The sequence below is a fragment of the Ruegeria sp. AU67 genome (assembly GCF_900312795.1).
Taxonomy (GTDB): Bacteria; Pseudomonadota; Alphaproteobacteria; order Rhodobacterales; family Rhodobacteraceae; genus Ruegeria; species Ruegeria atlantica.
The window spans coordinates 71890-92935 of record NZ_OMPH01000030.1 but is presented as its reverse complement, the minus strand read 5'-3'; the positions used below and the strand labels follow the sequence as shown (position 1 = coordinate 92935).

The window sequence follows — 21046 nt, the reverse complement described above, 5'->3', positions numbered from 1 at the left end:
GTGAAATGCCGAAAGGGTCGCGACAACAAAATAACCGGAGCAGGCATGGCCAGAACACCCCCGCCCTTTGCCCTATTTGAGTGGAAAATCGCGTGGCGTTACCTGCGCGCGCGCCGTGTCGAAGGTGGCGTGAGCGTTATGACGTGGATTTCCCTGATCGGGATCACGCTGGCCGTCTTTGCCCTGATTGCCACTCTGGCCGTCCGTTCTGGATTTCGGTCCGAATTCGTCGGCACTATTCTGGGCGCAAACGCCCATGTGACTGTGTACTCCGCCGGAGAGTTTGATGCGCAGGGGCGCGTTGACCGCACAATCGCGGAATATGAAGAGATGACCAGCCGGATCGCGCAGGTTCCGGGCGTGGAACGCGCGGCCCCGCTGGTCAAAGGGCAGGTCCTGATTACCAATCGCGATCGCAGCAGCGGGGTCGAGGTCTTTGGTATCCGCCCCGACGACCTGCGCGATCTGCCCGGCGTCGCGCAAAGCGAACAGGCCGTCGGTGATCTGACCCAGTTTCAAGACGGAGAGGATGTGATTGCCATTGGGTCCGGTGTGGCGCGCAGCATCGGAGCGACGGTCGGTGACACCGTCAAGCTGACCTCACCCAATGGGGTGAAAACCGCCTTTGGGACGTCTCCACGCGTGAACGCTTATCAGGTGGTCTATGTGTTCTCGGCCGGGCGGTATGACATCGACCGCACCCGCGTGTACATGCCGTTCACGCAAGCTCAGAGCTTTTTCAACCGCGACGGTGTGGCCGACGAGATCGAAGTGATGGTCGAACGGCCCGAGGAAATGACCCCGGTTCTGATTCCCATCCTCGAGGCCGCAGGCGGGCGCAACCAGATCTGGACGTGGCAGGATGCTTCGGGCGGATTTCTGCGTGCGCTTGAGGTTGAGGACAACGTGATGTTCATCATCCTGTCGATCCTCGTCTTGATTGCGGCAATGAATATCGTGTCGGGCTTGATCATGCTGGTGAAAAACAAGGGGCGCGATATTGGCATCCTGCGCACCATTGGCCTGAGCGAAGGGTCGATCCTGCGAGTCTTTTTCATCTGCGGTGCATTCACAGGCATCATCGGTACCGTTGTGGGCGTGATCCTCGGCTGCCTGTTTGCCATCTATATCGACCCGATATTCTCATTCGTGAACTACGTCATGGGCGGCGGCGTCTGGGATCCGTCCATTCGCGGCATCTACTCCTTACCCGCCGAGTTGCACCTTTCAGATGTTCTCAAGGCGATTGGGCTGTCGTTGGGGCTGTCATTCATCGTCACCTATTTCCCGGCCCGCCGCGCGGCGCGGCTGAACCCGGTTGAGGCGCTGCGCTATGAATGATCTGACGATGCGGCTGAACGGTTTGACCAAGACCTACCTCAAGGGCACTCCAGGTGAGGTGCAGGTGTTGCGTGGGGTCGATCTGGAATTGCGCGCAGGTGAGGCTGTGGCTTTGGTCGCGCCATCCGGGGCAGGCAAATCGACACTGTTGCACATTGCTGGGCTACTGGACAAACCAGATGAAGGATCAGTTGAGATCGCGGGCCAGAATGTAGCGGGCAGGGGGGATCGAACCCGTACAGCGCTTAGACGGCAGGACGTTGGGTTCGTGTACCAGTTCCATCATTTGTTGCCCGAGTTTACCGCGCTGGAAAACATCACCCTGCCGCAACTGGCTAACGGTGTATCCGAAAAGGCTGCACAGGACAGAGCGATGGCCTTGCTGGACCGCGTTGGAGTGGCGGCACGTGCAAAACACCGCCCCGCCGCCCTGTCAGGGGGCGAGCAGCAGCGTGTTGCGTTTTGCCGGGCCCTGGCGAACAAACCACGTGTTTTGCTGGCGGATGAACCGACCGGTAACCTGGATCCCGAAACCTCGGATCAGGTATTTGGTGCTTTGATGTCGCTGGTCCGGGATGAAGGGCTTTCAGCGTTGATTGCCACGCATAACATGGATCTGGCCGCGCGGATGGACCAAAAACTGCGGCTGGAGGCGGGTGTTCTTAAGCCAGTTGAGTGATGGCGACACCGGCCGCCATCACGGCGATGCCTCCGGCCCGTATCCATGTCAGCGGCGTGACCTGAGCACCGAACAGGCCAAAATGGTCGATGGCCGCCGTGCTGATCAACTGCCCCAGCAGAACAAAGAACACTGCGTTGCCGACCCCGAAATGGGGGGCAACATGCGTGATCGACAGAACATAAAACGCAATCAAAACACCGGCCAGCAACAAGTGTTTCGGGGCTTGGGCCACTTTGGATAGCGCTTCCATTCCTGGAAACAGCAGCATGACCAGGGCTGACCCCAGGAACGCGATGGCAAACAGGACTACGCCGGCGGTTGTCGGGGACCCGATCAGCTTGCCCAGTGCGGCATTCAAAGCCGCCAGAATCGGAACGCCGATCCCGGCCGCCAGCATAATGGCTGCGTATTGTGTCATTGCCCGTATCCTCCCGCTTCGTTGATCTGGATCATTGCGCCAAGCCGCCCGGCGGGCAAGCCTGCAAATGTCAATCGTGACAGGAGGATGCGATGATCAGACCGATGTTCAGGGCCGTTTGCGCGAGTGTTGCTGCGTTGGCGTCTCAGGCCATAGCGCAGAACGTTGAAACCGGTGCCGAACTCTATCAGCATTATTGTGCGACTTGTCATGGGATCGATGCGACCGGGCATGGGCCAATGGCTGGTGTGTTGGTGATACAGCCGACTGATCTGACACAGCTGGCATCCGGGGATGGAGTGTTCCCTACAGCCCGTGTTGTGGCGCGTATCGACGGCCGTGATCCGCTGGTCAGTCATGGCAGCCCGATGCCGGTTTACGGTCCCTATTTCGACGGGCAGGATACCACGATGAAAACCCCAGACGGTCAGCCTATCCTGACCAGTCAGCCGATTGTGGATCTGGTGGCATATCTGGAGACGCTGCAATAAGGCTTAGCCTTCGCGGCAAATCCCTTCGATCTTCGCTCCGCTCCACGGAATGACAACGGCACGCTCGCGCTGCGCGCCAGGCAGCGGTGACAAGTCGAAATGCGCGCCCAACATGTCATGCAAGCGCTGGGTCCGCGGTGCGGTAGGGTCCAAGGCCCGGCAGCAGACGTATTCCTCGACGATCGCCCCCTGTTGTTCGAATCCATAGGATAAAAAATCAGGCGATGTCTGCAGGTCGAACAAGTACGGGTCCTTGCTTCCGCCATGTTCGGCGGCGGCTCGCAGGGGGTGGTAACCAGTGGACTGGCGGTTCTGCCATTGCCAGACGTGGGTCAGTTCGTGTGCAAGCAACATCCCGGCAATCAGGTCCATCTGTTCCGGGAAATCGGACATATAGTCATCAAGGTACCAGTCCTTGTTAAAATAGACCTTATTGAACAACGCAACAGCGGCGGGTTTCGCGGTTACGACCCCTTCTTCGGTTGGTGGCAGGATACGTTCCCGACAGGCCAGGCGCGGCCGGTCCTTGCGGTAAAACGTGATCGGCGTTACCGGCGCACCTTCGACAAGTCGCACGCGATCCAAATCCAGCGTGTCGCCTTGAACGGCACTTGCAAATGCGCGTTCCTGACCCGTCAAAGGGCGACCACAGGCAGCAAGCAAAATTAATAGCGTCATCAAAATACGAAAGGCCATAATCAAAGCCTAATGCGATGCGCCCGCGCTGCAACCCGTTTTCACAGGCTCATCGCCAAAACCCTGCTGATTTCGGTTAGCGACCGGCCTGATTGATCCATCCATGTATTAAAGGCCTCTTGCACCGCAGCCATTGCCTTTTTCGAAGTCGCGGGTTTATCAACCACCCCTTCGGCAACCAGCCGCGCGGTCACATCTTGCGAGAGGATAAAACTGTCACACCCTGCAAATCGCATGGCGTATTGGGCCGACGCGCCGCCCAGACGCGACCCGCGCTTGGCCAGCATCGCCAACAGACCGACGTAGTCTTCGGATGGCCATCCTCCAAGCACCTGACCCGCGCCGCCTTCATTACGCAGTTCCAGCAGAAATGCGGCATTGTCACGAACGGTCGCGATCTTGGTTCCGTTGCGCACAATGCGGGTGTCCTGCAGCAAGGCGTCGAATTTCTCATCATCCATGAAGGCGCAGCGTCCGACATCGAAACCGTCAAATGCGATTTCAAACCCGTCCCACTTGTTTTCGATGACCTTCCAGTTGAACCCCGCCTGAAAAATAGTCTTGGTAATAATCGACAGCCAGCGATCTTCCGGCATCTCAGCAAGCTCGGCCAGGCTTTTGGGTTTGCTCAATTTTTCATTCAACGCATCCGGGCCACCATGGCGATTGGCAGCCATTACAAAAATTTCATCGAAATGATGCATCAATCATGTCCTCCACCGATAAAGTTGCCTGTTGAACGCTTCGTTGCAAGGTCTCAAAGAGAGTGAGGTTTTGGACTTTTGGTGCGTCTGAGATCAAAAAAATGCAGAAAAATCGAACATCGAGCAAAGAAATGCTCGACAAAACAGGGGAATCGGGTTTCTGATTGACTCGTCAATCAAAGACCTGCGCCTGATATTTGTGTTAAGCAAAAACGCGCGCGATCAGTACAACGCAGCGAGTGGGGACTTGCGGCTTAATACAAGGCGAAAAATTCCGCCTTTGTTCAAAGTGTTCACTTCCCTTTTGCGGCCAATATTGTGCATGTTGCGACATGGTATTGTCGTCTGTCCAACCTTCCGGCGCGCACCTGTGCGCTGAGGTGGACGAAAAACAAAAAAAGACAGGGAGAATGTCGATGAAAAAACTTAGTGTCAGCCTGTTGGCTATGATGGTAGCCGGTTCCGCTTACGCCGCCGATATGGGTGCCGTGGACGAGCCGATCAAACTGGCGATCAACGAATGGACCGGTCAGCACGTAACGACCCAAGTGGCGGGCGAGATGCTGAAAGCCGCGGGTTACAACGTCGAATATGTGACCGCTGGTATGATGAACCAGTTCCAGGCAATCGCGGATGGCGACATCACTGCGACGCTGGAAATCTGGTCGTCAAACGTCTCGGACGAATACGCCAAGAAAATCGACGAAGGCACCGTCGTCGAAATTGGCGATCTGGGTCTGGATGCCAAGGAAGGCATCGCTTATCCGGCGCACGTGGCCGATCTGTGCCCCGGTCTGCCGGCATGGGAAGCGCTGAAGGATTGCGCGCAGGTCTTCGCGACCGCTGAAACTCTGCCCGGTGGTCGTCTGGTCGACTATCCTGCCGATTGGGGTACGCCCGGCGCCGACCGTATGACCGGTCTTGAACTGCCGTTCAAAGCTGTGCCTGCCGGTTCCGAAGGCGCTCTGATCGCCGAATTGCGCGCCTCGACCGAGCGCAAGTCGCCGCTGCTGATCACTTTCTGGCAGCCGCATTGGGCGATGTCGGCCTATGACGTTCAGTTCGTTGAATTGCCTGCCGGTGAAGAAGCCTGCTTTAACGATCCGGCTTGGGGACCGAACCCGAACGCCGTGAACGACTGCGATTTCTCGCCCTCACGCATCTTCAAAGCCAGCTGGAATGGGATGGAAGAAAAATGGCCCGCGGCCTATGAAATCCTGTCCAACTATCAATTGGCGGTCGAGGACCAGCAGCCGATGATGGGCGCGATCGACGTTGACGGCGGTAAGGTCGAAGAAGTTGTCGCTGAATGGATGGCTGCGAACGAAGACAAATGGCGTCCGGTTGTTGACGCGGCAACGCAGTGAGTTCGCATAAGTGACTGATGCGAATACGCCAGCCATTACCTGCCAGAATCTCTGGCAGGTTTTTGGTCAAGGCGCAGACAAAGCCCTGACCGACGCGCTGTCTCGGTCAGGGAATGACGCAGACAAAGCCGCCACCGATCTGCGCGAACAAGGGTTCATCCCGGCTGTTCAGGACGCAAATTTCGAAGTCAAAGAGGGCGAGCTCTTCGTCATCATGGGGCTGTCGGGATCGGGCAAGTCCACACTGATCCGCTGTATCTCGCAATTGCTGCCGGGCACGGGCGGCGAAATCCGTGTCGACGGCGAAAACGTTATCGGCGCGTCGAAGAAAGCGCTGACCGAATTGCGGCGCAAAAAACTGGGCATGGTGTTCCAGCATTTTGGCCTGTTTCCACACATGACTGTTGCGGACAACGTGGCCTATCCACTGCGCGTATCGGGCGTCGGCAAAAAGGAACGAATGGCCCGTGCGCAAGAGGTCATCACTCTGGTCGGACTGGAGGGGCGCGAGGACAGCTACCCGCGTCAGCTTTCCGGTGGTCAGCGTCAGCGCGTGGGAATTGCACGGTCTTTGGCGGTGAACCCGGACATCTGGTTTCTGGACGAGCCGTTCTCGGCCCTCGACCCGCTGATCCGCCGACAGCTGCAGGACGAATTCCTGCGCATTCAGGCGACGCTGAAGAAATCCATCGTCTTCATTACTCATGATATCCAAGAGGCGCTGAAACTGGCCGACCGCATCGCCATCATGCGCGATGGCAAGATCGTCCAGATCGGAACGCCGACGGATATCGTATTGCGCCCCGTAGATGATTACGTGCGCGAATTCTCGAAAGACGTGGCCAAGGGTCAGCACGCTAAGGTTGCCTCGGTCATGCGGGACGAGTCTGAACGTGGCCCGGATGATCCTGGCCTGACAACCTCGATGACGCTAGACGCTGCGTTGGCGCATTGCATGGAGCTTTATGAGCCCGTTCCTGTGCGAGATGAAAACGGCAATATTGTTGGCACGGTTCATCCTTCTGATCTTGCCGCCGCCCTTCAGGTGGATGAGACATGACTGCCGTGTCAGACATCCCCAGCAACAGCGCGATCCAATTGACGGTTGGCGCGAAGGCGGCATTAATCACAGTCGTTGTCGGCGCGATTTGCCTTGCGTTGGAGGGTCTTGCGCCTTGGTTGGTCAAGTGGCCCGCCACTTGGGAACTGCCCGCCACGCAATGGGTCGGCGCGTTTCTGGACTGGTTTCTGAACGGTATCAAACCGGCGATGCGGTTGTTCTCTGACCTGATGGCATATCCCATGAACGGGGCCAATTTCGTATTAGGTAATACACCATGGCCCATCCTCATCGGTCTGGTAACGGCACTGGGCTGGTTCCTGGGCGGATTGCCCATGGCGGCGTTGGGTTTCTTTGGGCTGTGTTTCGTGCTGGCCTCAGGCTACTGGGCTGAGAGTATGAATACGCTGGCGCTGGTTGCCGTTTCTGTGCCCGTCGCGTTAGTCGTCGGCGGTGCCATCGGCATCCTTGCCAACGAGGTGCCGCGCGTGAAGTCCTTTGTTCAGGCGGTGTTGGACGTGATGCAGACGGTCCCGACTTTTGCCTATTTGACCCCGCTGTTGCTGTTGTTCGGCTTTGGTCCGGTCGTAGGGCTGATCGCTTCGGCCATCTATGCGGCCCCGCCAATGGCGCGCAACGTGATGCTGGGTCTGGAACGGGTCGAGCCCGAGATCAAAGAGGCTGCCATCATGTCTGGCGGCACGCGGTTTCAGCAGCTGTTTCAAGTCGAAATCCCGGCTGCCGCGACGCAGATCATGGTCGGCGTGAACCAATGTCTGATGGCCGCCCTGTCGATGGTCATCATCGCCGCCGTTATCGGCGGGTTCAACGACATCGGCTGGGAAGTTCTTCTGACCATGCGCAAGGCTCAGTTTGGCGAGTCGCTGATGGCCGGTTTGGTCATTGTGGTCTTTGCCGTGGTGATCGACCGGATGAGCGGCACGCTGGCGACTGAGCGTAAGCGCTATGATCCACGCGTTGTTTGGGCGTTGTTGGGCTTTACGGCGCTGTTTACAGCCGCCTTCTGGGCATGGCTGCCGAACCCGTCCGAACTGACCCTGCTGGACCCGATGGCCGAGGCTGTCGATAGCGGCCTGACCGCGTTCACGCAAGCGAACGGTCCTTGGCTGGATGCGCTCAAGAACAACTCATTGTTCTATGTCCTGTTGCCACTGCGGATAGGTCTGGATCAGGCCGTTCTGCCGTTCACGTGGGGTTTCCAGTGGACAGCTGGCATGAGCTTCGGCCTGTTCGCCGTCGGCGCGGTCATCGCCGTACTGATGGCATGGCGCGGTCACCTTACGGGCGGTTTGATCGTGCTGATCCTGATCGGAATGTTGGAAACTGGTATTGCATACCTGCCATGGCCCTTCGTCCTGACCGGGGCGGCTGCGCTCAGCTATGTCGCGGGGGGCTGGCGTCTGGCGGCGCTTTCGGTGGGGTTGCTGTGCACCATCCTTGTTTCCGGTCTTTGGGAACGCGCCTTGCTGTCGCTTTACCTCAGCGGGGCTGCGGTGTTTTCCTGCGCCGTCGCAGGCGGCTTGATCGGACTGGCCAGCGCGGTATGGGCGCCAGTCTGGAAGGTCGTTCGTCCAATTTGCGACATGCTGCAGACGATCCCGCTATTCGTCTTCCTGATCCCGGTGCTGATGGTGTTCCAGATTGGTGAGTTCTCGGCCTTTTTGGCGATCTGTGCCTACGCCATCGTCCCGATGATCCGCTACACGCGTCACGGGCTGGTCAACACTCCGGAAGAGATGATGGAGGCCGCAATCTCGAGCGGTGCGACCGAGTGGCAGATCATGCGCGATGTGCGCGCGCCATATGCTGCGCCGACGATCCTGCTGGGGTTGAACCAGACCATCCTTTATGCCTTTGCAATGCTGGTGATCGCGGCACTGATCGGGACCACCGGTCTGGGGCAGTCGATCTATCTTGCACTGGGGCAAGCGGATGTGGGTCTGGGCATCTCGGCCGGTGCTGCTATGGCGATTCTGGCGCTTGTTGCCGACCGTATCGTACAGGGTTTTGCCGAAGAACGGCGCAAAGCGCTGGGGCTGTAAATTGGGGCAGGGGCGGCGCGTCCGCCCCTTTTGCCCTGCACTTGATCTTAGACAAAGACCGGACAGGGTTCGGGACGTAGACCGCGCGTAACACGTTCGGAGAATACGATGACCGGTTGGGCCTTCTTCCTCGCAGCACTGATTACCTTTCTCCTCAGCCACGCCATCCCGGTGAGGCCGGGTGTTCGCGGACGGCTGATCGAATTGTTGGGGCGCAGGGGGTATTTCGCTGCTTATTCAGCACTTTCCTTACTGGTGCTGGCATGGCTGATCGTCGCCGCGGCACAAGCGCCTTACGTTGAGGTCATACCACCGCTTGCCATTTTTCGCTGGGCACCACTCTTGGTGATGCCGATCGTGTGTTGGCTGGCGGTTGCAGGCTTGTCGATCCAAAACCCGTTCTCTTTTGGCGGGATGGGGCGACGCGCCTTCGATCCTGAAAAACCGGGCATTCTGCGGACAACGCGCCACCCTATTCTTGTCGCCTTGATGCTGTGGGCCGTGGCGCATCTGCTGGCCAATGGCAGTCTGTCACACGTGATCCTGTTTGGGCTTTTTGCCGGTTTTGCTGTCTTAGGCATGGCCTTGATCGACCGCCGTAAACAACGCGATATGGGTATGGAATGGACTCGGTTGTCCCGCAATACAGGTCGTCTGTCGCTGCGCGCGCCGCGTCCCTGGCCGCGCCCTTGGGCCTGGTTTGTTGCTATCGCCATCTTCATGGCCCTGCTTCATCTGCACGCGCCTGTGATCGGGTTGTCACCACTGCCGTAAAGCAAGAGAGTGGCCGCGCGAGTACTTGCGTGCTATCTGGAATGTCACAAATCTGTACTTAGGGGTCCTTAGATGCATCTGGCCTATGTTACTACCACCGACCGCGGCGCAACCGATCGTCTTTTAAGCGCGGTTGCCGAACACCTGCTCGCGAAAGGCGCGAGCCTTGCCGGAGTGGTGCAAACCAATACCGAATGCGCGGATAGCAGCAAGTGTGACATGGATGTTCGAGTTCTGCCCGAGGGAGAGACCATTCGCATCTCGCAATCCCTTGGTGAGCAGTCGCGGGGGTGTCGTCTGGACCCGGCCGCGTTGGAACAGGCCGTAGGATATGTGACGTCTTCGCTGGCCGATGCGCCCCAATTGCTGATCATCAACAAATTCGGCAAGCATGAGGCTGACGGGCGCGGATTCCGCCCGGTGATCGCCGAAGCACTGGCGCAGGATATTCCCGTCCTTGTCGGTGTGAATGGCCTGAACAAAGAAAAATTCGACGCGTTCACAGGTGGTGCTGCCGAACAGATCGCACCTGATTCTGAAAGCATCATTGCTTGGTTCGACCGCGTCACTGCGCAACGTGAGGCCGCGGCCTGACAAAGCTCCCGTTGGGTAAGCTTCTGTTTTCCTAACTTGTTTCGTGTCGCATGTGCTGCGATCCTCTCTCTCGGAGGAGACAGTGCATGTGGACCAACTGGGCCGGAAACCAGCGCACGGATACGCCAATAGCGCGCCCGACGTCGATTGCTGAACTGCAAAATGAGATCGCGCGACCCCAAAGCCTGCGGGTCTTGGGTGCGGGGCATTCCTTTACGCCGATCGTGGCCGGTGGTGACCGGATTGTGGACTTGTCGGATTTGGGCCTGCCAACGCTTGGCGATGCCCGGCAGGATCGGGTGTGGGTTAACGCCAATGCGCGTTTGCGGGATCTGTCGCCGGCACTGGCGGACAAGGGGCTGGCGTTCCGCAACCTTGGGGATATCAACGCGCAATCTCTGGCTGGTGCGGTGTCGACCGCGACCCATGGGACCGGGCGCGAACTTCCCTGCCTTGCGGCAGAAGTCACCGCTGCCCGAATGGTCGGGGCAAGCGGTGATGTTCTGACCACGGATGATATCCCGCTTGAGATGGTACAGGTCAGTTTGGGTATGCTAGGCGTTCTGACCGAAGCGCAGATCAGGGTCGTGCCAAAGTACAACTTACGTCGGCAGGTCCGGCTTGCCTCGGTCGAGGATAGTCTGGCTAGGATGCACCAGAATTGGACGGAGAACCGGAATTTCGAATTCTTCTGCATCCCGTTTACCGGAAAAACTGTCGAGCTTCGTCACGCCATCATCGATGCCGCCGAAAGCAAGGCACCGCGCGATTTGGATATGGTCGCTGTAAAAGTACTGAAACTTGCACGCAGCGCGGGGCGGATCAGCGAGGGTTTGCGCCGTGCGATGCTCAAGCTACTGACGCTTGCGCAGTCGGACGAGGATTACGTCGGCGAAAGCTGGCGGGTTTTGTGTAGCGACCGGCATATTCGTTTCAAGGAAATGGAATACCATCTGCCGCCAGATGTGGCTGGGGATGTTCTGCAAGAGGTTCTGACGCGCCTGCATCGCGACCATAAGGATATCTACTTTCCGATCGAGGTGCGCCAGACCGCTGGTGACACGGCCTGTCTGTCTCCGTTCCAGGGTGGGCCGCGCATTTCCATTGCCATCCACACCGACGCAGCCGAGGATCATAAACGGTATTTCGAAGCCATTGAGCCGCTATTTGTCGAAGCAGGGGGCCGCCCTCATTGGGGCAAGATGCACAATTTGACTTACAAAGACCTGTCCGTAATGTATCCGGATTTTGACCAGTTTTGTGCGTTACGCGAACAGCTCGATCCACAGGGTAAATTTCTGACGCCCTCGCTTGCTCGGTTGTTTCGGCCATGAACGCAGCAGCCCTGAAAGCTCTGTCAAATGCTCTGCGATCACACGGGGTCGACAAGCCCGTCGTCGTAGTGGACTTAGACTTGTTGGATGCCAATTGTGTTGTCGCGAACAGAGTTGCTGACGCTGGGCTGGCCCGCAGGCTGGTCGCCAAGTCTCTGCCCTGCCTTCCTTTGTTGGATTTCATTCGCGAGCGCATCTCGACCTCTGGCCTGATGACGTTTTCCGAACCGATGTTGCAGGCGCTTTTGACGGCCGAGCCCGATACGGACCATCTGATCGGGAAGCCCTTGCCTGTCAGTACGGCTGCAAGGCTTCTGACCACCAATCGCGACGCGGCAAGGCGGGTTCAATGGTTGATTGACACCCCAGATAGGCTTGGAGAATATCTGGCTTTGGCTTCAGATCGCCAGACGTCACTGCGTTTGTCTTTGGAACTGGATATCGGCCTGCACCGTGGCGGGCTAAATTCTCAGAATGTCGCAGAACTTGCCCAACAAATAATGGCGCACCCATACGGGCAACTTGCCGGGGTCATGGGGTACGAGGCGCATTTGGCGAAACTGCCCGGCATTCTACGCAACCGCGCGGTTCGGGCCAGTGCAGATGCGTTCAACACAGCCGTCGCCGCTTTGCCGCGTGACGAGGATGAGCTGTGCCTGAACACAGGCGGCAGCCTGACCTTTCAATCCTACCTTGCCGAGGGGGCCGCGAATGAGGTGGCATTCGGCTCGGTCCTGGTAAAGCCCGGCGATTTTGACCACGCTACGACGCAGGCGTTTGACCCAGCCGCGTTCATCGCGACACCGGTTCTGAAAGTAATGCCGGGAAACGCATTGCCGGGTCTGGAGTTCTTGCCGCGACAAAAAACGGATATTGCGATCTTTGGCGGCCACTTCCTTGCCCAGCCGGTTTTCCCAGCAGCGTTTGGCTACTCAGCGGTCTTTGGCCGTTCAAGCAATCAGGAAGTGTGGACAGGTCCACGTTCGGCAGACGTATCGCCGGGCGACATCGCACTGCTGCGCCCTGATCAAAGCGAGGCTGTGCTGAATCAGTTCGGCACCATTCTGGCCGTCCGAGGCAGGCAGGTGATTAGTGAATGGCCATGCCTGCCTAACTAGGCGTCGGTTAATCTGCAAACAGGGCTTCGGCGGCGCGGCGCGCCTCGGGGTCGCGCTTGATCTCTTGGTTGTAAGGAAGCTCGGCCAGTTCGGGCACCGACTGACGCAAGATCGCCGCGTTCAGCTCTCCATTTCGGCGCCGGGCAGGAGTGACGCCCATACTGCGCGAGATCAGGTATCTGTCGTTGAACGGATTGAGCGTAAAGTGACATGGCATCCCGTTCAGCATGGCACCCATTGTGTTTGGAAGGATGTTCTCAAGAAATGAAAGGTCATATGCGTTGGGGCGCGCTTCTGGCGGCAGTGTGTCAAGCCAAGTCATCACCTCACGCTGCCAAAAGACGGCTGGTTGAATGCCTTCGGGTGCCCTCAGGCGCAGACGTCGAACCAGATGAAGAAACCGAAACGCATCCTGCCTTTTCCACTGATTTGCACGGTTCATGTCCATGACGTTGCCGCGCAGAGAGATCTGGGCATCAGGGAGGAATGCATGCGCTGCCAATTCACGATACCCCATCGTCGACGTGTGCCCCCCCGTGCGTAGGCCGAATAGTTTCTCCTCTAAGCTGGGTGCATCCGAGGGGTCACGTTTTTCGGTCAACTTCATGCCGTCAATCAAATCGGGTTCGAATCCAAGTTTCTGTCCAATTTTCTGGGCAAGCAGACAATCCAGCGATGACAGATAGTTAATCCGGTGCGTATAAAACGCACTGACATGTTCAAGGTGCTCCTTGGCCGACGCGACCAGTGCCCGGCTGTCATACCCACCTGTAATCGGAATGGCGGCCCGAAAGGATCCCGCAAGCGCACCAACTGTCGCCCCGAGACGCGTCACTATTTCTGATGCAACAGTGTCAATATCTACATCTGCGGTAAACGGTGCGTCCGACCGGGGCCAATGGCGGTATTGCTGATACCGGTCAAGGGTAAGAGCCTGATTTGGCCGCGCCAGCCGCAAATCGCGATCACCAGTGATGCCCAGTGAAAAGTTGGTTGCCCCAGACATGACGTCCTCGACCCGGATATACCGACCTGGCTCAATGGGTCGGTCCAGCGCCATGAAAGGTGATGAGCCGATAAGGCCGGTCTTTGGATTATAGAAACAGGACAATTCCAGGGTAGGGTCGAAGTACAGCCTTTGCTCGCGTCCAAGACTGCTGAATATGACAAAGCGCCCGGCCAGATTTTCAAGCCAGTTTTCCAGATCGCGCCAAGTCGGACTGGCACCAAGATCGATCTGTGTATCGTCTGCTATGACCTTTCCGGTGTCGACCGCGATCCCTAGAATCAACAGCTGTAGGCTGGCGTTGGCGCATTCAGGTTGCGCAACGTTTAGCCGAGGACTGTGATGAATTTTGAAAGGGGGGAACTCAACTGTATTCCAACCTTCGGGCGCTGCCACACTGTCCGATCTGACCGCGTATTGATGGGGAAAAACATCATCGAACGGAATGCCAAAATCCTGCGCTTCACGTATTGCCTGTAGCATTTATTCTCCACATCGGATTGATCCGCAAAGCCCTGACTTCGCTGGGAATCCGGCTGTTCGTTGTTTGCGATCAGATTAACCTGAGGCGATTTGCACTTCCAGTGACAAGACCGCTGATCCGTTGCGTAGCGTCCTGCCAATGTCAACAATTTGCAACAGAGCCTCGCAATCGAAGGCCAGTGCAAACGAAAATGCTTGGATTGAGGGATCTGCATGTGATTGGAAAGTGGTGGGCGACCCTGGAATCGAACCAGGCGTGCGTCTCCGCGAGGGAGTTACAGTCCCCTGCCACACCTTGCGGCCTGTCGCCCACTGTCAGGCGTTGCACCTGACGTGGAGGCGTGATTACTAGCGCCTTGAAGAAGCGTCAACAGGAAAATTTGGCTTTGACGCAGGAAACCGAATTCCCGGCCCGGAGGCCCAAGAAATGAAGAAACCCAAGTGGGTCGTTGAAAAGGAACAGGCGCGCAAAGCCGCGGCGTCTGAAACCGTATGGCTGTTCGGTTTGCATGCCGTTCGGGATGCTTTGATGAACCCCAACAGGCAGAAACTCCGCCTTGTTGTGACGCGGAATGCCCAGGATAAACTGGCAGAAGCGATTGAATTTGCAGGGATCGAGGCCGAAATGGTCGATCCGCGGAAATTTACCGCTCCTATTGATCCCGGTTCAGTCCATCAGGGGGCTGCACTGGAGGTCAAGCCGCTGGATTGGGGCGGGCTGGCTGAAAACTGCATTGGGCGTGAACATCCCAGGGTCATTCTGTTGGACCGTGTCACCGACCCGCACAATGTTGGGGCGATCCTTCGCTCGGCCGAAGTGCTTGGGGCCAGTGCGGTGATCGGTACGCGGCACCACTCGGCCCCAGAGACGGGCGCGCTGGCCAAAACCGCCAGCGGAGCGCTGGAGCGTCAGCCCTATCTGCGTGTGCGCAACCTGGCGGATGCGATCGTTGAATTGCAGAATATGGGATTCTTGGTATTGGGTCTGGATGGCGAGGCGGAGGACACCATCGAAACCGCGCTGGGCGGCAAACTGGATCAACCTGTTGCGCTGGTTCTGGGGGCCGAAGGGCCGGGTCTGCGGCAAAAGACCAAGGAAACTGTCAATCAACTGGTGAAAATCGACGCATCCGGTGGGTTTGGTTCTCTGAACGTCTCAAATGCTGCCGCAATTGCCTTATATGCTTCAAGGCATTGATAGACAGGAGAGAGCCATTACCAGCCCGACCAAAATCGCCACCTGCTGTTATTGCGGAACGCGCGCTGCGTTGGTTCTGAAGGGGAAGCAACGCCACGAACTCAGCTGCTCTAGCTGCGGTGCCCCTTTGCATGACCTCAAGATGGTTCCCAAGCGCAAGCTGAGCAATGACAAGCCAAAGCGCGACAGTTACAAAACCGCCACCGCATACAAGTCCAAAAAGAAAAAGAAGAAAAAGGGGATTTTTGCGCGCGTCATTGATGAGGCCTGGGATGTGGTCGAGGATATCTTTGACTGACGCGGATTAAAGCGACACGGGCGTTCACAACCGCGTTAATAGGGGTGTTTCGCGCGACAAAAGATTGCATTTTGATACCCTGAATTTGTAATCCTGAGCATGTGATGCCAATCAAACGTTTCATACATGGCGCGATAGCCGCCGTTGCCCTTCTTTCTGCCGCTCATGCACAGGACATGCCCGTCTTCTATGAGGCGGACGGTGCCGTCATGGCCGGCTACGACCCAGTCTCATATTTTCTTGAGGAAACGCCGGTCCGCGGATTGCCAGAATATTCTGTGATCTGGAAAGGGGCCGAGTGGCATTTCGCCTCGGCCGAGAATCGCGATCTGTTTGAAAGCAATCCTCGCGCCTTTTCCCCTCAGTTCGGGGGCTACTGCGCCTATGCCATGGCGCAAGGTATCTTAAAAAGCACCGATCCGATGCTTTGGGACATGGTGGAAGGCCGACTGTATCTGACCCACTCGCCTGAGATTGAGCAGCTCTGGCACGGAGATCGTGCAGAATACATTCACATGGCCGAGGAAAACTGGCCTGTGGTGCTGTATCAAGACTAGGCGAATTTCCGCCTTCTTCGGTCTGTCATCACAAAAATGCGACACCCCTCTTTTTTTCTCTGAACTTATGCCTAAATGTCACAGTGACCGCGGAACGGAACTGCCGCGGGTCATTTCACTGTCCCTCGTTCCAACAACTGGCGCTCAGGTTTGACCTGAGCGCTTTTTTCTTTGCTGCGCCAAGTCTAGGGTGCCCGCATGCCGAATTACACAGACCCATTCCTGAAAGACATCCTGCGTCGCACCAAGGTGATTGCTGTGGTAGGCGTTTCGATGAACCCGGCGCGGCCCAGCTATTATGTCGCGCGGTATCTTTCACTTAAGGGATACGCGGTGATCCCTGTGAACCCAGGTCATGCCGGGAAGTTACTTTTTGGCCAGACCGTTCGCGCGTCATTGTCTGAGGTTACTCAGCCGGTCGATATGGTTGACATCTTTCGCCGTTCCGAAGCTGTTCCGCCAATAGTCGACGAAGCACTGTCTTCTTTTCCCGACCTACGCACGATCTGGATACAGATCGGCGTTGAACACCCCGGAGCCGCAGCCAAAGCACAGGCGCGCGGCGTGGATGTGGTGATGAATCGTTGCCCTAAAATAGAATATCAGCGCTTGTTTGGCGAGCTGCGCATGGGTGGATTCGCGACCGGAGTGATTTCTTCCAGACTGTGAAGGTTAGCCTCCGACATACGGCAGCAATTCCCCGTATTGTTCCTGGCGGCGCTTTTCCAGAACAACGCTTCGGGGCACCCACTCATACTTGGTGTCTTCCACCAAGGGCGACCAGAACAGAACACCGCCGTACCGCCATGGGTCCAGCACCACGCCGTCAAACATCGTCTCACCCTTGCGGCTGATGATGGCTGTGCTGTGGTCGATTCTGAACTGGTTGTCCGCATTTGCTATCGCACGGTGCAAGTCCAGCGTCCGGAAGTTCTCTTGCTTCAGCCGACGTTCGATATCCTCGGCCCAATGCCAACACAGCCCACGCGGGCGTAGACCCTTGTTGACCTTGGCATTGTGGATCAGCGGAGGGTCAGTAATTTCGTATTCCTGAACCAGCTGCGCGGTATAGGAATAGGCGATGCGGGCTGCGCGGTCGGCTTCTTCGGGGTCGATGTCGGGACCAAGGCTGCGGATTTCCGTTGCCAGTCGTTGAACTTCATCACCTGTCGAGCGCGGCGGTGCCGAACACGCGGTAAACATCACAAGCGAAAGCAAAGCCATTACACTGGCCAGAGCCTTGGTCATTCCCGCGTTCCTCGGTCGGTCCCACACTGATCCCTGACTATACAGGGCAGAACGGCAGGACGGAACCCGGGCTTAGGTTTTTGGGCGCGATGCCTTTTCCGCGATGCCGCTTGTGCCCTTGCGTCGGACCAACTCGGTCAAAACGTCATCCAGCGCCACGTCCCGCGCGGCCAGCATGACCAACAGGTGATAGAGGACATCCGCAGCCTCGGCGGTCAGCTTGTCTTTGTCGCCTTTGACGGCTTCGATGATGGCCTCAACAGCCTCTTCCCCAAACTTCTCGGCACATTTCTCTGGCCCCTTGGCCAACAGTTTTGCAGTCCAGCTAGAGTCGGGCTCGGCACCTTTGCGGGTCTCAATCGTCGCGGCCAGATCGTGTAGGATGTTCATATCAGCCTCATGGGGATGCCAGCCGCAGCCATGTGTTCTTTGGCCTCGCGGATAGTGTATTCGCCGAAATGGAAGATCGAGGCCGCCAGCACGGCACTGGCTCCGCCTTCTGTCACACCCTCGACCAGATGATCCAGGTTGCCTACGCCGCCAGAGGCAATCACCGGCACGTCCACCGCGTCCGAGATCGCGCGGGTCAGCGGCAGATTGAAGCCTGCCTTGGTGCCGTCGCGGTCCATTGAGGTCAAAAGAATCTCTCCGGCTCCTTTGGCGACAACAGTTTTGGCGAATTCGACGGCGTCGATACCGGTCGGCTTGCGGCCACCGTGGGTGAAGATCTCCCACTTGCCTGGGCTGGTTGTTTTTGCGTCGATGGCACACACAATACACTGACTGCCGAATTGATCCGCAGCTTCCGCTATGACATCCGGATTGGCGACTGCGGCCGAGTTAAAGCTGACCTTGTCGGCACCCGCCAGCAGCAGCGCCCGAACGTCGTCTTTTGTACGGACGCCTCCACCGACCGTCAGCGGAACAAAACACTGTTCAGCTGTGCGTCGAACCACATCGAACATGGTGCCGCGGTTTTCGTGGGTGGCGTGAATGTCCAGAAAACAGATCTCGTCCGCGCCTGCTGCGTCATAGGCTTTGGCCGACTCTACAGGATCGCCCGCGTCACGCAGACCAACGAAATTGACACCTTTGACAACACGGCCATCGGCGACATCCAGACAGGGAATGATACGAGTTTTCAGCATACCGGCGTCCTTTGTTGGCGCACCTGTATCGGCAAAACCCCACCTTTTCCAGTGCCGTAAAGGCACCTTGCGGAAAACGGCGGGGTCAATTGAACCTTTGAAGCGGAATTTCTGCGGGTTGGAAGAAAACGCTGTCTCACATTAGTGCGTTTGCTGCTTGTCTTTGAGCAATATGAGCGCGGACAGCAAGTTTGCCTTATCGTCCGTCCACGGCTCTCCCCCATCAGAAACCACGGGCAGCCATTTTCCATTTTGGACAAAACCGTCGACTCGTCCCTGATCTGGGCTGATAATCACCACTTGGGAATCCGATGCGCCTAGTTCGTTGGCGCCTGGTTCAATCCGATGGAACTGTTTGGCCGCGTGGAGACCACGCTTGTCTGCAATGCGCGCAAGTGGGTCGACCAGATCGTAGTACCGGTTGCTGATGTGAAAGACCAATATTCCGTCATCAGCCAGTCGCTCTGTATACATCCGCACCGCTTCTTCAGTGATTAGATGCACAGGAATAGCATCAGAACTATATGCGTCCAGGACGAGAATATCGAAGGAATAATCTGTGTGCGCCAGGACAATGCGTGCGTCACCAAGATGCGTTGGCGAATCTGGTGCACATTCCGAGATGTAGGTGAAAAGGGATGGGTTGCGCGCCACTTGGTCAACCATGGCGTCGATTTCAAAGAATGCCCATTTCTGTGATGGAAGCTTGTAGCAGGACAGAGCACCAACTCCGAGGCCGACAATACCGATGCTGCCGGCTCCTCGTCCGAATTCAGACGTTATGACCTGAGCCATTGGCCCTTTGGGATAGTAGTAAGACTTCGGCGTAGGTTTTTGACCAATTTCTGATTCCAACTGCAAACCGTGCAGTGTAGTCCCGTTTTGATACATTCTGAGGCCCGCTTTTGAGAAAACCCTGTGCGTTCCAAAGAAGCTTCGATCTTGAAGCAATGAGTCTTTTTGTGGCCAAAGTACCGGCAGCATAAGTGCCGCGATAATCGCTATGATACGTGCAGGTTGATTACGGAACAGGATCAGTGCACCCAACAGCATCGTGGTTGCGAAAACCGCGCGCAGCGCGCCGTGTCCAAGAGGCTCTACTCCATCGATCATCCCGAATAATAGCAGGAACGGGTAGCTGACAATCAGGCCGATCGTCAGGTTCCTGGGCGTCACTGCGCCTTTTCCGATCAAGAGCAATCCGCTGGCCAAGAACAGCGTCAGCTGCGCTTCGACTGCTTGGGCAAATGCCAAAGGGGCAAGGATCGAATTGAACAATCCACCGAACGCACCGCCTATCGACAGTGCTATGTAGAACACTGTCAGTTGTTCTGCTGGTGGCCTCATTTCATAAAGCAACCTGTGCGCATAAAGGGCGATGACAAATAGAACAGGAATGTACAGCAAAAAAACGATGGGGGTCGAATGTTGGTCGATAAAATTGGACAACAGGACCACACCAATCGCCAGCGCCAAGATCATAGGAATGCGCAGAGATTTGACGTTCAGTCTTTTTAATTTCGCAAAGGCGAAAATGAAGGACAGAAGGTAAGTTGCCAGAGGCACAACCCAGATAAGCGGGATTGAGCCCAGATCTGTACTTGCTTTCGTGGTGAAGGAAAGCATCAGCGATGAAGGTACAAAGGCGATCAAAACCCATGTTGCAATCTGCTTCAGTTTTGGGGTGCTCTTCGCGATATCAGCTGCGATCGGCGCAATGACGCTGCTCGATCCGCGCAGCGCAATAAGGCCACATATCGCCATTAACCCACCGAATATGACAAACCCGATGGACCAAATATTACTGGTCGCACTGGCACCCAGAAGGGGGTCTGCCAGCAAAGGAAAAGCCAAAAGAGCCAGCAAGGAACCGACGTTACTTGCGCTGTATAGGAAATAGGGGTCGTCTGCCGAAGGCCCACCGGACCGTGAATACCACGCCTGAAGCAATGGCGCATTCGCAGAAAGAACCGCAAATGGCAGGCCGACACCCAGGGCAAACAACTTAAGGGTTTGCAGCGCGGTTGAGCTGGATGCGTCATAACTCCAGCCGTCGCTAATTGAGAGGGGCAGGTATGTCAGTGCAGTCGCCCAAAGTGCCAGGTGAGTCACAAGCTGCCAGCGCAAGGGGATCCATTTCGTCAACACATGGGCGTAAATGTAGCCAACGATCAGAACCACCTGAAAGAACAGCATAGCGGTCGTCCAAACCGCAGGAGCGCCACCAATTTGCGGCAAGACCAGCTTGGCAAACAGGGGCTGAACAAAAAACAATAGAGAAGCGCTGACAAAAACTGTGGTGCAAAAGCTGAATATGATCGCAATTCTGAACCAAGAATTGTTCGAATATTCTGTGCTGGTAATACTCACGGTGGAATTCCCTGCCCGAGTTCTTTTGCGAACTGCTACAGGCGAATTAAGACGAAGTTTGGGCCAAGCTGGGTAAAATATCTGTCAGAATGGGTT

22 protein-coding genes and 1 tRNA gene are annotated in these 21046 nt (G+C 56.8%); 14 read left to right on the top strand and 9 right to left on the bottom strand.

Translation table 11 applies throughout. The annotated features are described in order from the left end of the window. The first annotated feature begins 45 nt into the window (after positions 1-45). The gene (locus tag DK510_RS17260) at positions 46-1341 is read left to right on the top strand and encodes a lipoprotein-releasing ABC transporter permease subunit (RefSeq protein ID WP_109313139.1); all 1296 of its coding nucleotides are present in this window, start codon (positions 46-48) and stop codon (positions 1339-1341) included. After that, entirely contained in the window at positions 1334-2020 is a 687-nt protein-coding gene (locus DK510_RS17255; RefSeq protein WP_109313138.1) for an ABC transporter ATP-binding protein, read from the top strand. The genes DK510_RS17260 and DK510_RS17255 overlap by 8 nt, the downstream gene beginning before the upstream one ends. Here the strand turns inward: DK510_RS17255 and DK510_RS17250 are convergent. After that, complete coding sequence (locus DK510_RS17250) at positions 2004-2441, bottom strand: DMT family transporter (RefSeq protein ID WP_109313137.1); 438 nt, start codon at positions 2439-2441, stop codon at positions 2004-2006. The genes DK510_RS17255 and DK510_RS17250 overlap by 17 nt on opposite strands. 92 nt (positions 2442-2533) lie before the next feature. On the opposite strand from DK510_RS17250, the gene DK510_RS17245 reads away from it, so the two are divergent. Next, positions 2534-2932, top strand: a complete 399-nt coding sequence (locus tag DK510_RS17245; protein WP_234999127.1) for a cytochrome c — start codon at positions 2534-2536, stop codon at positions 2930-2932. A 3-nt stretch (positions 2933-2935) separates the two neighbouring features. On the opposite strand, the gene DK510_RS17240 is transcribed toward DK510_RS17245, so the two are convergent. Continuing rightward, positions 2936-3628 (bottom strand): hypothetical protein, encoded by a 693-nt coding sequence (locus DK510_RS17240; RefSeq protein ID WP_109313136.1) that lies wholly within the window; start codon positions 3626-3628, stop codon positions 2936-2938. A 41-nt stretch (positions 3629-3669) separates the two neighbouring features. Then, positions 3670-4332 carry a DNA-3-methyladenine glycosylase I gene (locus DK510_RS17235; protein ID WP_109313135.1) on the bottom strand — a complete coding sequence of 221 codons (663 nt, stop codon included), beginning with the start codon at positions 4330-4332 and terminating at the stop codon, positions 3670-3672. Positions 4333-4748: 416 nt separating this feature from the next. On the opposite strand from DK510_RS17235, the gene DK510_RS17230 reads away from it, so the two are divergent. The 7 genes from DK510_RS17230 (at position 4749) to DK510_RS17200 (ending at position 12642) form a co-directional block, all read left to right on the top strand. Beyond that, positions 4749-5699: an ABC transporter substrate-binding protein gene (locus DK510_RS17230; RefSeq protein WP_058275748.1), complete on the top strand. Its 951-nt coding sequence runs from the start codon at positions 4749-4751 to the stop codon at positions 5697-5699. Between the two features lie 10 nt (positions 5700-5709). Beyond that, positions 5710-6759, top strand: a complete 1050-nt coding sequence (locus tag DK510_RS17225) for a glycine betaine/L-proline ABC transporter ATP-binding protein (protein ID WP_058275679.1) — start codon at positions 5710-5712, stop codon at positions 6757-6759. Continuing rightward, on the top strand, positions 6756-8822 hold the full coding sequence (locus tag DK510_RS17220; protein WP_109313134.1) for a proline/glycine betaine ABC transporter permease: 2067 nt from the start codon (positions 6756-6758) through the stop codon (positions 8820-8822). The genes DK510_RS17225 and DK510_RS17220 overlap by 4 nt, the downstream gene beginning before the upstream one ends. Before the next feature lie 108 nt (positions 8823-8930). Beyond that, entirely contained in the window at positions 8931-9596 is a 666-nt protein-coding gene (locus DK510_RS17215; RefSeq protein ID WP_109313133.1) for an NnrU family protein, read from the top strand. A 72-nt stretch (positions 9597-9668) separates the two neighbouring features. Beyond that, positions 9669-10190 (top strand): DUF2478 domain-containing protein, encoded by a 522-nt coding sequence (locus DK510_RS17210; protein WP_109313132.1) that lies wholly within the window; start codon positions 9669-9671, stop codon positions 10188-10190. 86 nt (positions 10191-10276) lie between these two features. Next, on the top strand, positions 10277-11524 hold the full coding sequence (locus DK510_RS17205) for a D-arabinono-1,4-lactone oxidase (RefSeq protein WP_109313131.1): 1248 nt from the start codon (positions 10277-10279) through the stop codon (positions 11522-11524). After that, on the top strand, positions 11521-12642 hold the full coding sequence (locus DK510_RS17200) for an alanine racemase (RefSeq protein ID WP_109313130.1): 1122 nt from the start codon (positions 11521-11523) through the stop codon (positions 12640-12642). The genes DK510_RS17205 and DK510_RS17200 overlap by 4 nt, the downstream gene beginning before the upstream one ends. Positions 12643-12649: 7 nt before the next feature. On the opposite strand, the gene DK510_RS17195 is transcribed toward DK510_RS17200, so the two are convergent. Both DK510_RS17195 and DK510_RS22865 read right to left on the bottom strand, forming a co-directional pair. Then, positions 12650-14131, bottom strand: a complete 1482-nt coding sequence (locus DK510_RS17195) for a hypothetical protein (protein WP_109313129.1) — start codon at positions 14129-14131, stop codon at positions 12650-12652. Between the two features lie 227 nt (positions 14132-14358). Next, positions 14359-14442 (bottom strand) — tRNA-Tyr (locus DK510_RS22865). Positions 14443-14558: 116 nt separating this feature from the next. On the opposite strand from DK510_RS22865, the gene rlmB reads away from it, so the two are divergent. The 4 genes from rlmB to DK510_RS17175 all read left to right on the top strand — a co-directional run bounded on the left by rlmB (position 14559) and on the right by DK510_RS17175 (position 16853). Continuing rightward, on the top strand, positions 14559-15329 hold the full coding sequence (gene rlmB / locus DK510_RS17190) for a 23S rRNA (guanosine(2251)-2'-O)-methyltransferase RlmB (protein ID WP_109313128.1): 771 nt from the start codon (positions 14559-14561) through the stop codon (positions 15327-15329). After that, on the top strand, positions 15313-15627 hold the full coding sequence (locus DK510_RS17185; protein ID WP_200833257.1) for a hypothetical protein: 315 nt from the start codon (positions 15313-15315) through the stop codon (positions 15625-15627). The genes rlmB and DK510_RS17185 overlap by 17 nt, the downstream gene beginning before the upstream one ends. A 104-nt stretch (positions 15628-15731) precedes the next feature. Beyond that, positions 15732-16184, top strand: coding sequence for a YHS domain-containing (seleno)protein (locus tag DK510_RS17180; RefSeq protein ID WP_234999123.1), 453 nt, complete (start codon positions 15732-15734; stop codon positions 16182-16184). A 198-nt stretch (positions 16185-16382) separates the two neighbouring features. Beyond that, positions 16383-16853, top strand: coding sequence for a CoA-binding protein (locus DK510_RS17175; protein ID WP_109313127.1), 471 nt, complete (start codon positions 16383-16385; stop codon positions 16851-16853). Between the two features lie 3 nt (positions 16854-16856). Here the strand turns inward: DK510_RS17175 and DK510_RS17170 are convergent, their stop codons facing one another. The 4 genes from DK510_RS17170 to DK510_RS17155 form a co-directional block, all read right to left on the bottom strand. Beyond that, complete coding sequence (locus DK510_RS17170; RefSeq protein WP_109313126.1) at positions 16857-17432, bottom strand: hypothetical protein; 576 nt, start codon at positions 17430-17432, stop codon at positions 16857-16859. Positions 17433-17504: 72 nt separating this feature from the next. Then, positions 17505-17822: a phosphoribosyl-ATP diphosphatase gene (locus DK510_RS17165; RefSeq protein WP_109313125.1), complete on the bottom strand. Its 318-nt coding sequence runs from the start codon at positions 17820-17822 to the stop codon at positions 17505-17507. Then, entirely contained in the window at positions 17819-18580 is a 762-nt protein-coding gene (hisF, locus tag DK510_RS17160; protein WP_109313124.1) for an imidazole glycerol phosphate synthase subunit HisF, read from the bottom strand. Before hisF ends, DK510_RS17165 begins: the two co-directional genes overlap by 4 nt. A gap of 141 nt (positions 18581-18721) precedes the next feature. After that, entirely contained in the window at positions 18722-20950 is a 2229-nt protein-coding gene (locus tag DK510_RS17155) for a spermidine synthase (RefSeq protein ID WP_234999121.1), read from the bottom strand. Positions 20951-21046 lie beyond the last annotated feature (96 nt).

Bases quoted from the DNA above. Each gene is read 5' to 3' on its own strand.
- DK510_RS17230 (WP_058275748.1), top strand. From the start codon at position 4,749: ATGAAAAAACTTAGTGTCAGCCTGTTGGCTATGATGGTAGCCGGTTCC.
- DK510_RS17210 (WP_109313132.1), top strand. From the start codon at position 9,669: ATGCATCTGGCCTATGTTACTACCACCGACCGCGGCGCAACCGATCGT.
- DK510_RS17260 (WP_109313139.1), top strand. From the start codon at position 46: ATGGCCAGAACACCCCCGCCCTTTGCCCTATTTGAGTGGAAAATCGCG.
- DK510_RS17235 (WP_109313135.1), bottom strand. From the start codon at position 4,332: ATGCATCATTTCGATGAAATTTTTGTAATGGCTGCCAATCGCCATGGT.
- DK510_RS17195 (WP_109313129.1), bottom strand. From the start codon at position 14,131: ATGCTACAGGCAATACGTGAAGCGCAGGATTTTGGCATTCCGTTCGAT.
- DK510_RS17205 (WP_109313131.1), top strand. From the start codon at position 10,277: ATGTGGACCAACTGGGCCGGAAACCAGCGCACGGATACGCCAATAGCG.
- rlmB (WP_109313128.1), top strand. From the start codon at position 14,559: ATGAAGAAACCCAAGTGGGTCGTTGAAAAGGAACAGGCGCGCAAAGCC.
- DK510_RS17200 (WP_109313130.1), top strand. From the start codon at position 11,521: ATGAACGCAGCAGCCCTGAAAGCTCTGTCAAATGCTCTGCGATCACAC.
- DK510_RS17245 (WP_234999127.1), top strand. From the start codon at position 2,534: ATGATCAGACCGATGTTCAGGGCCGTTTGCGCGAGTGTTGCTGCGTTG.
- DK510_RS17215 (WP_109313133.1), top strand. From the start codon at position 8,931: ATGACCGGTTGGGCCTTCTTCCTCGCAGCACTGATTACCTTTCTCCTC.
- DK510_RS17165 (WP_109313125.1), bottom strand. From the start codon at position 17,822: ATGAACATCCTACACGATCTGGCCGCGACGATTGAGACCCGCAAAGGT.
- DK510_RS17170 (WP_109313126.1), bottom strand. From the start codon at position 17,432: ATGACCAAGGCTCTGGCCAGTGTAATGGCTTTGCTTTCGCTTGTGATG.
- DK510_RS17255 (WP_109313138.1), top strand. From the start codon at position 1,334: ATGAATGATCTGACGATGCGGCTGAACGGTTTGACCAAGACCTACCTC.
- DK510_RS17185 (WP_200833257.1), top strand. From the start codon at position 15,313: ATGCTTCAAGGCATTGATAGACAGGAGAGAGCCATTACCAGCCCGACC.
- DK510_RS17250 (WP_109313137.1), bottom strand. From the start codon at position 2,441: ATGACACAATACGCAGCCATTATGCTGGCGGCCGGGATCGGCGTTCCG.
- DK510_RS17240 (WP_109313136.1), bottom strand. From the start codon at position 3,628: ATGGCCTTTCGTATTTTGATGACGCTATTAATTTTGCTTGCTGCCTGT.
- hisF (WP_109313124.1), bottom strand. From the start codon at position 18,580: ATGCTGAAAACTCGTATCATTCCCTGTCTGGATGTCGCCGATGGCCGT.
- DK510_RS17220 (WP_109313134.1), top strand. From the start codon at position 6,756: ATGACTGCCGTGTCAGACATCCCCAGCAACAGCGCGATCCAATTGACG.
- DK510_RS17180 (WP_234999123.1), top strand. From the start codon at position 15,732: ATGCCAATCAAACGTTTCATACATGGCGCGATAGCCGCCGTTGCCCTT.
- DK510_RS17175 (WP_109313127.1), top strand. From the start codon at position 16,383: ATGCCGAATTACACAGACCCATTCCTGAAAGACATCCTGCGTCGCACC.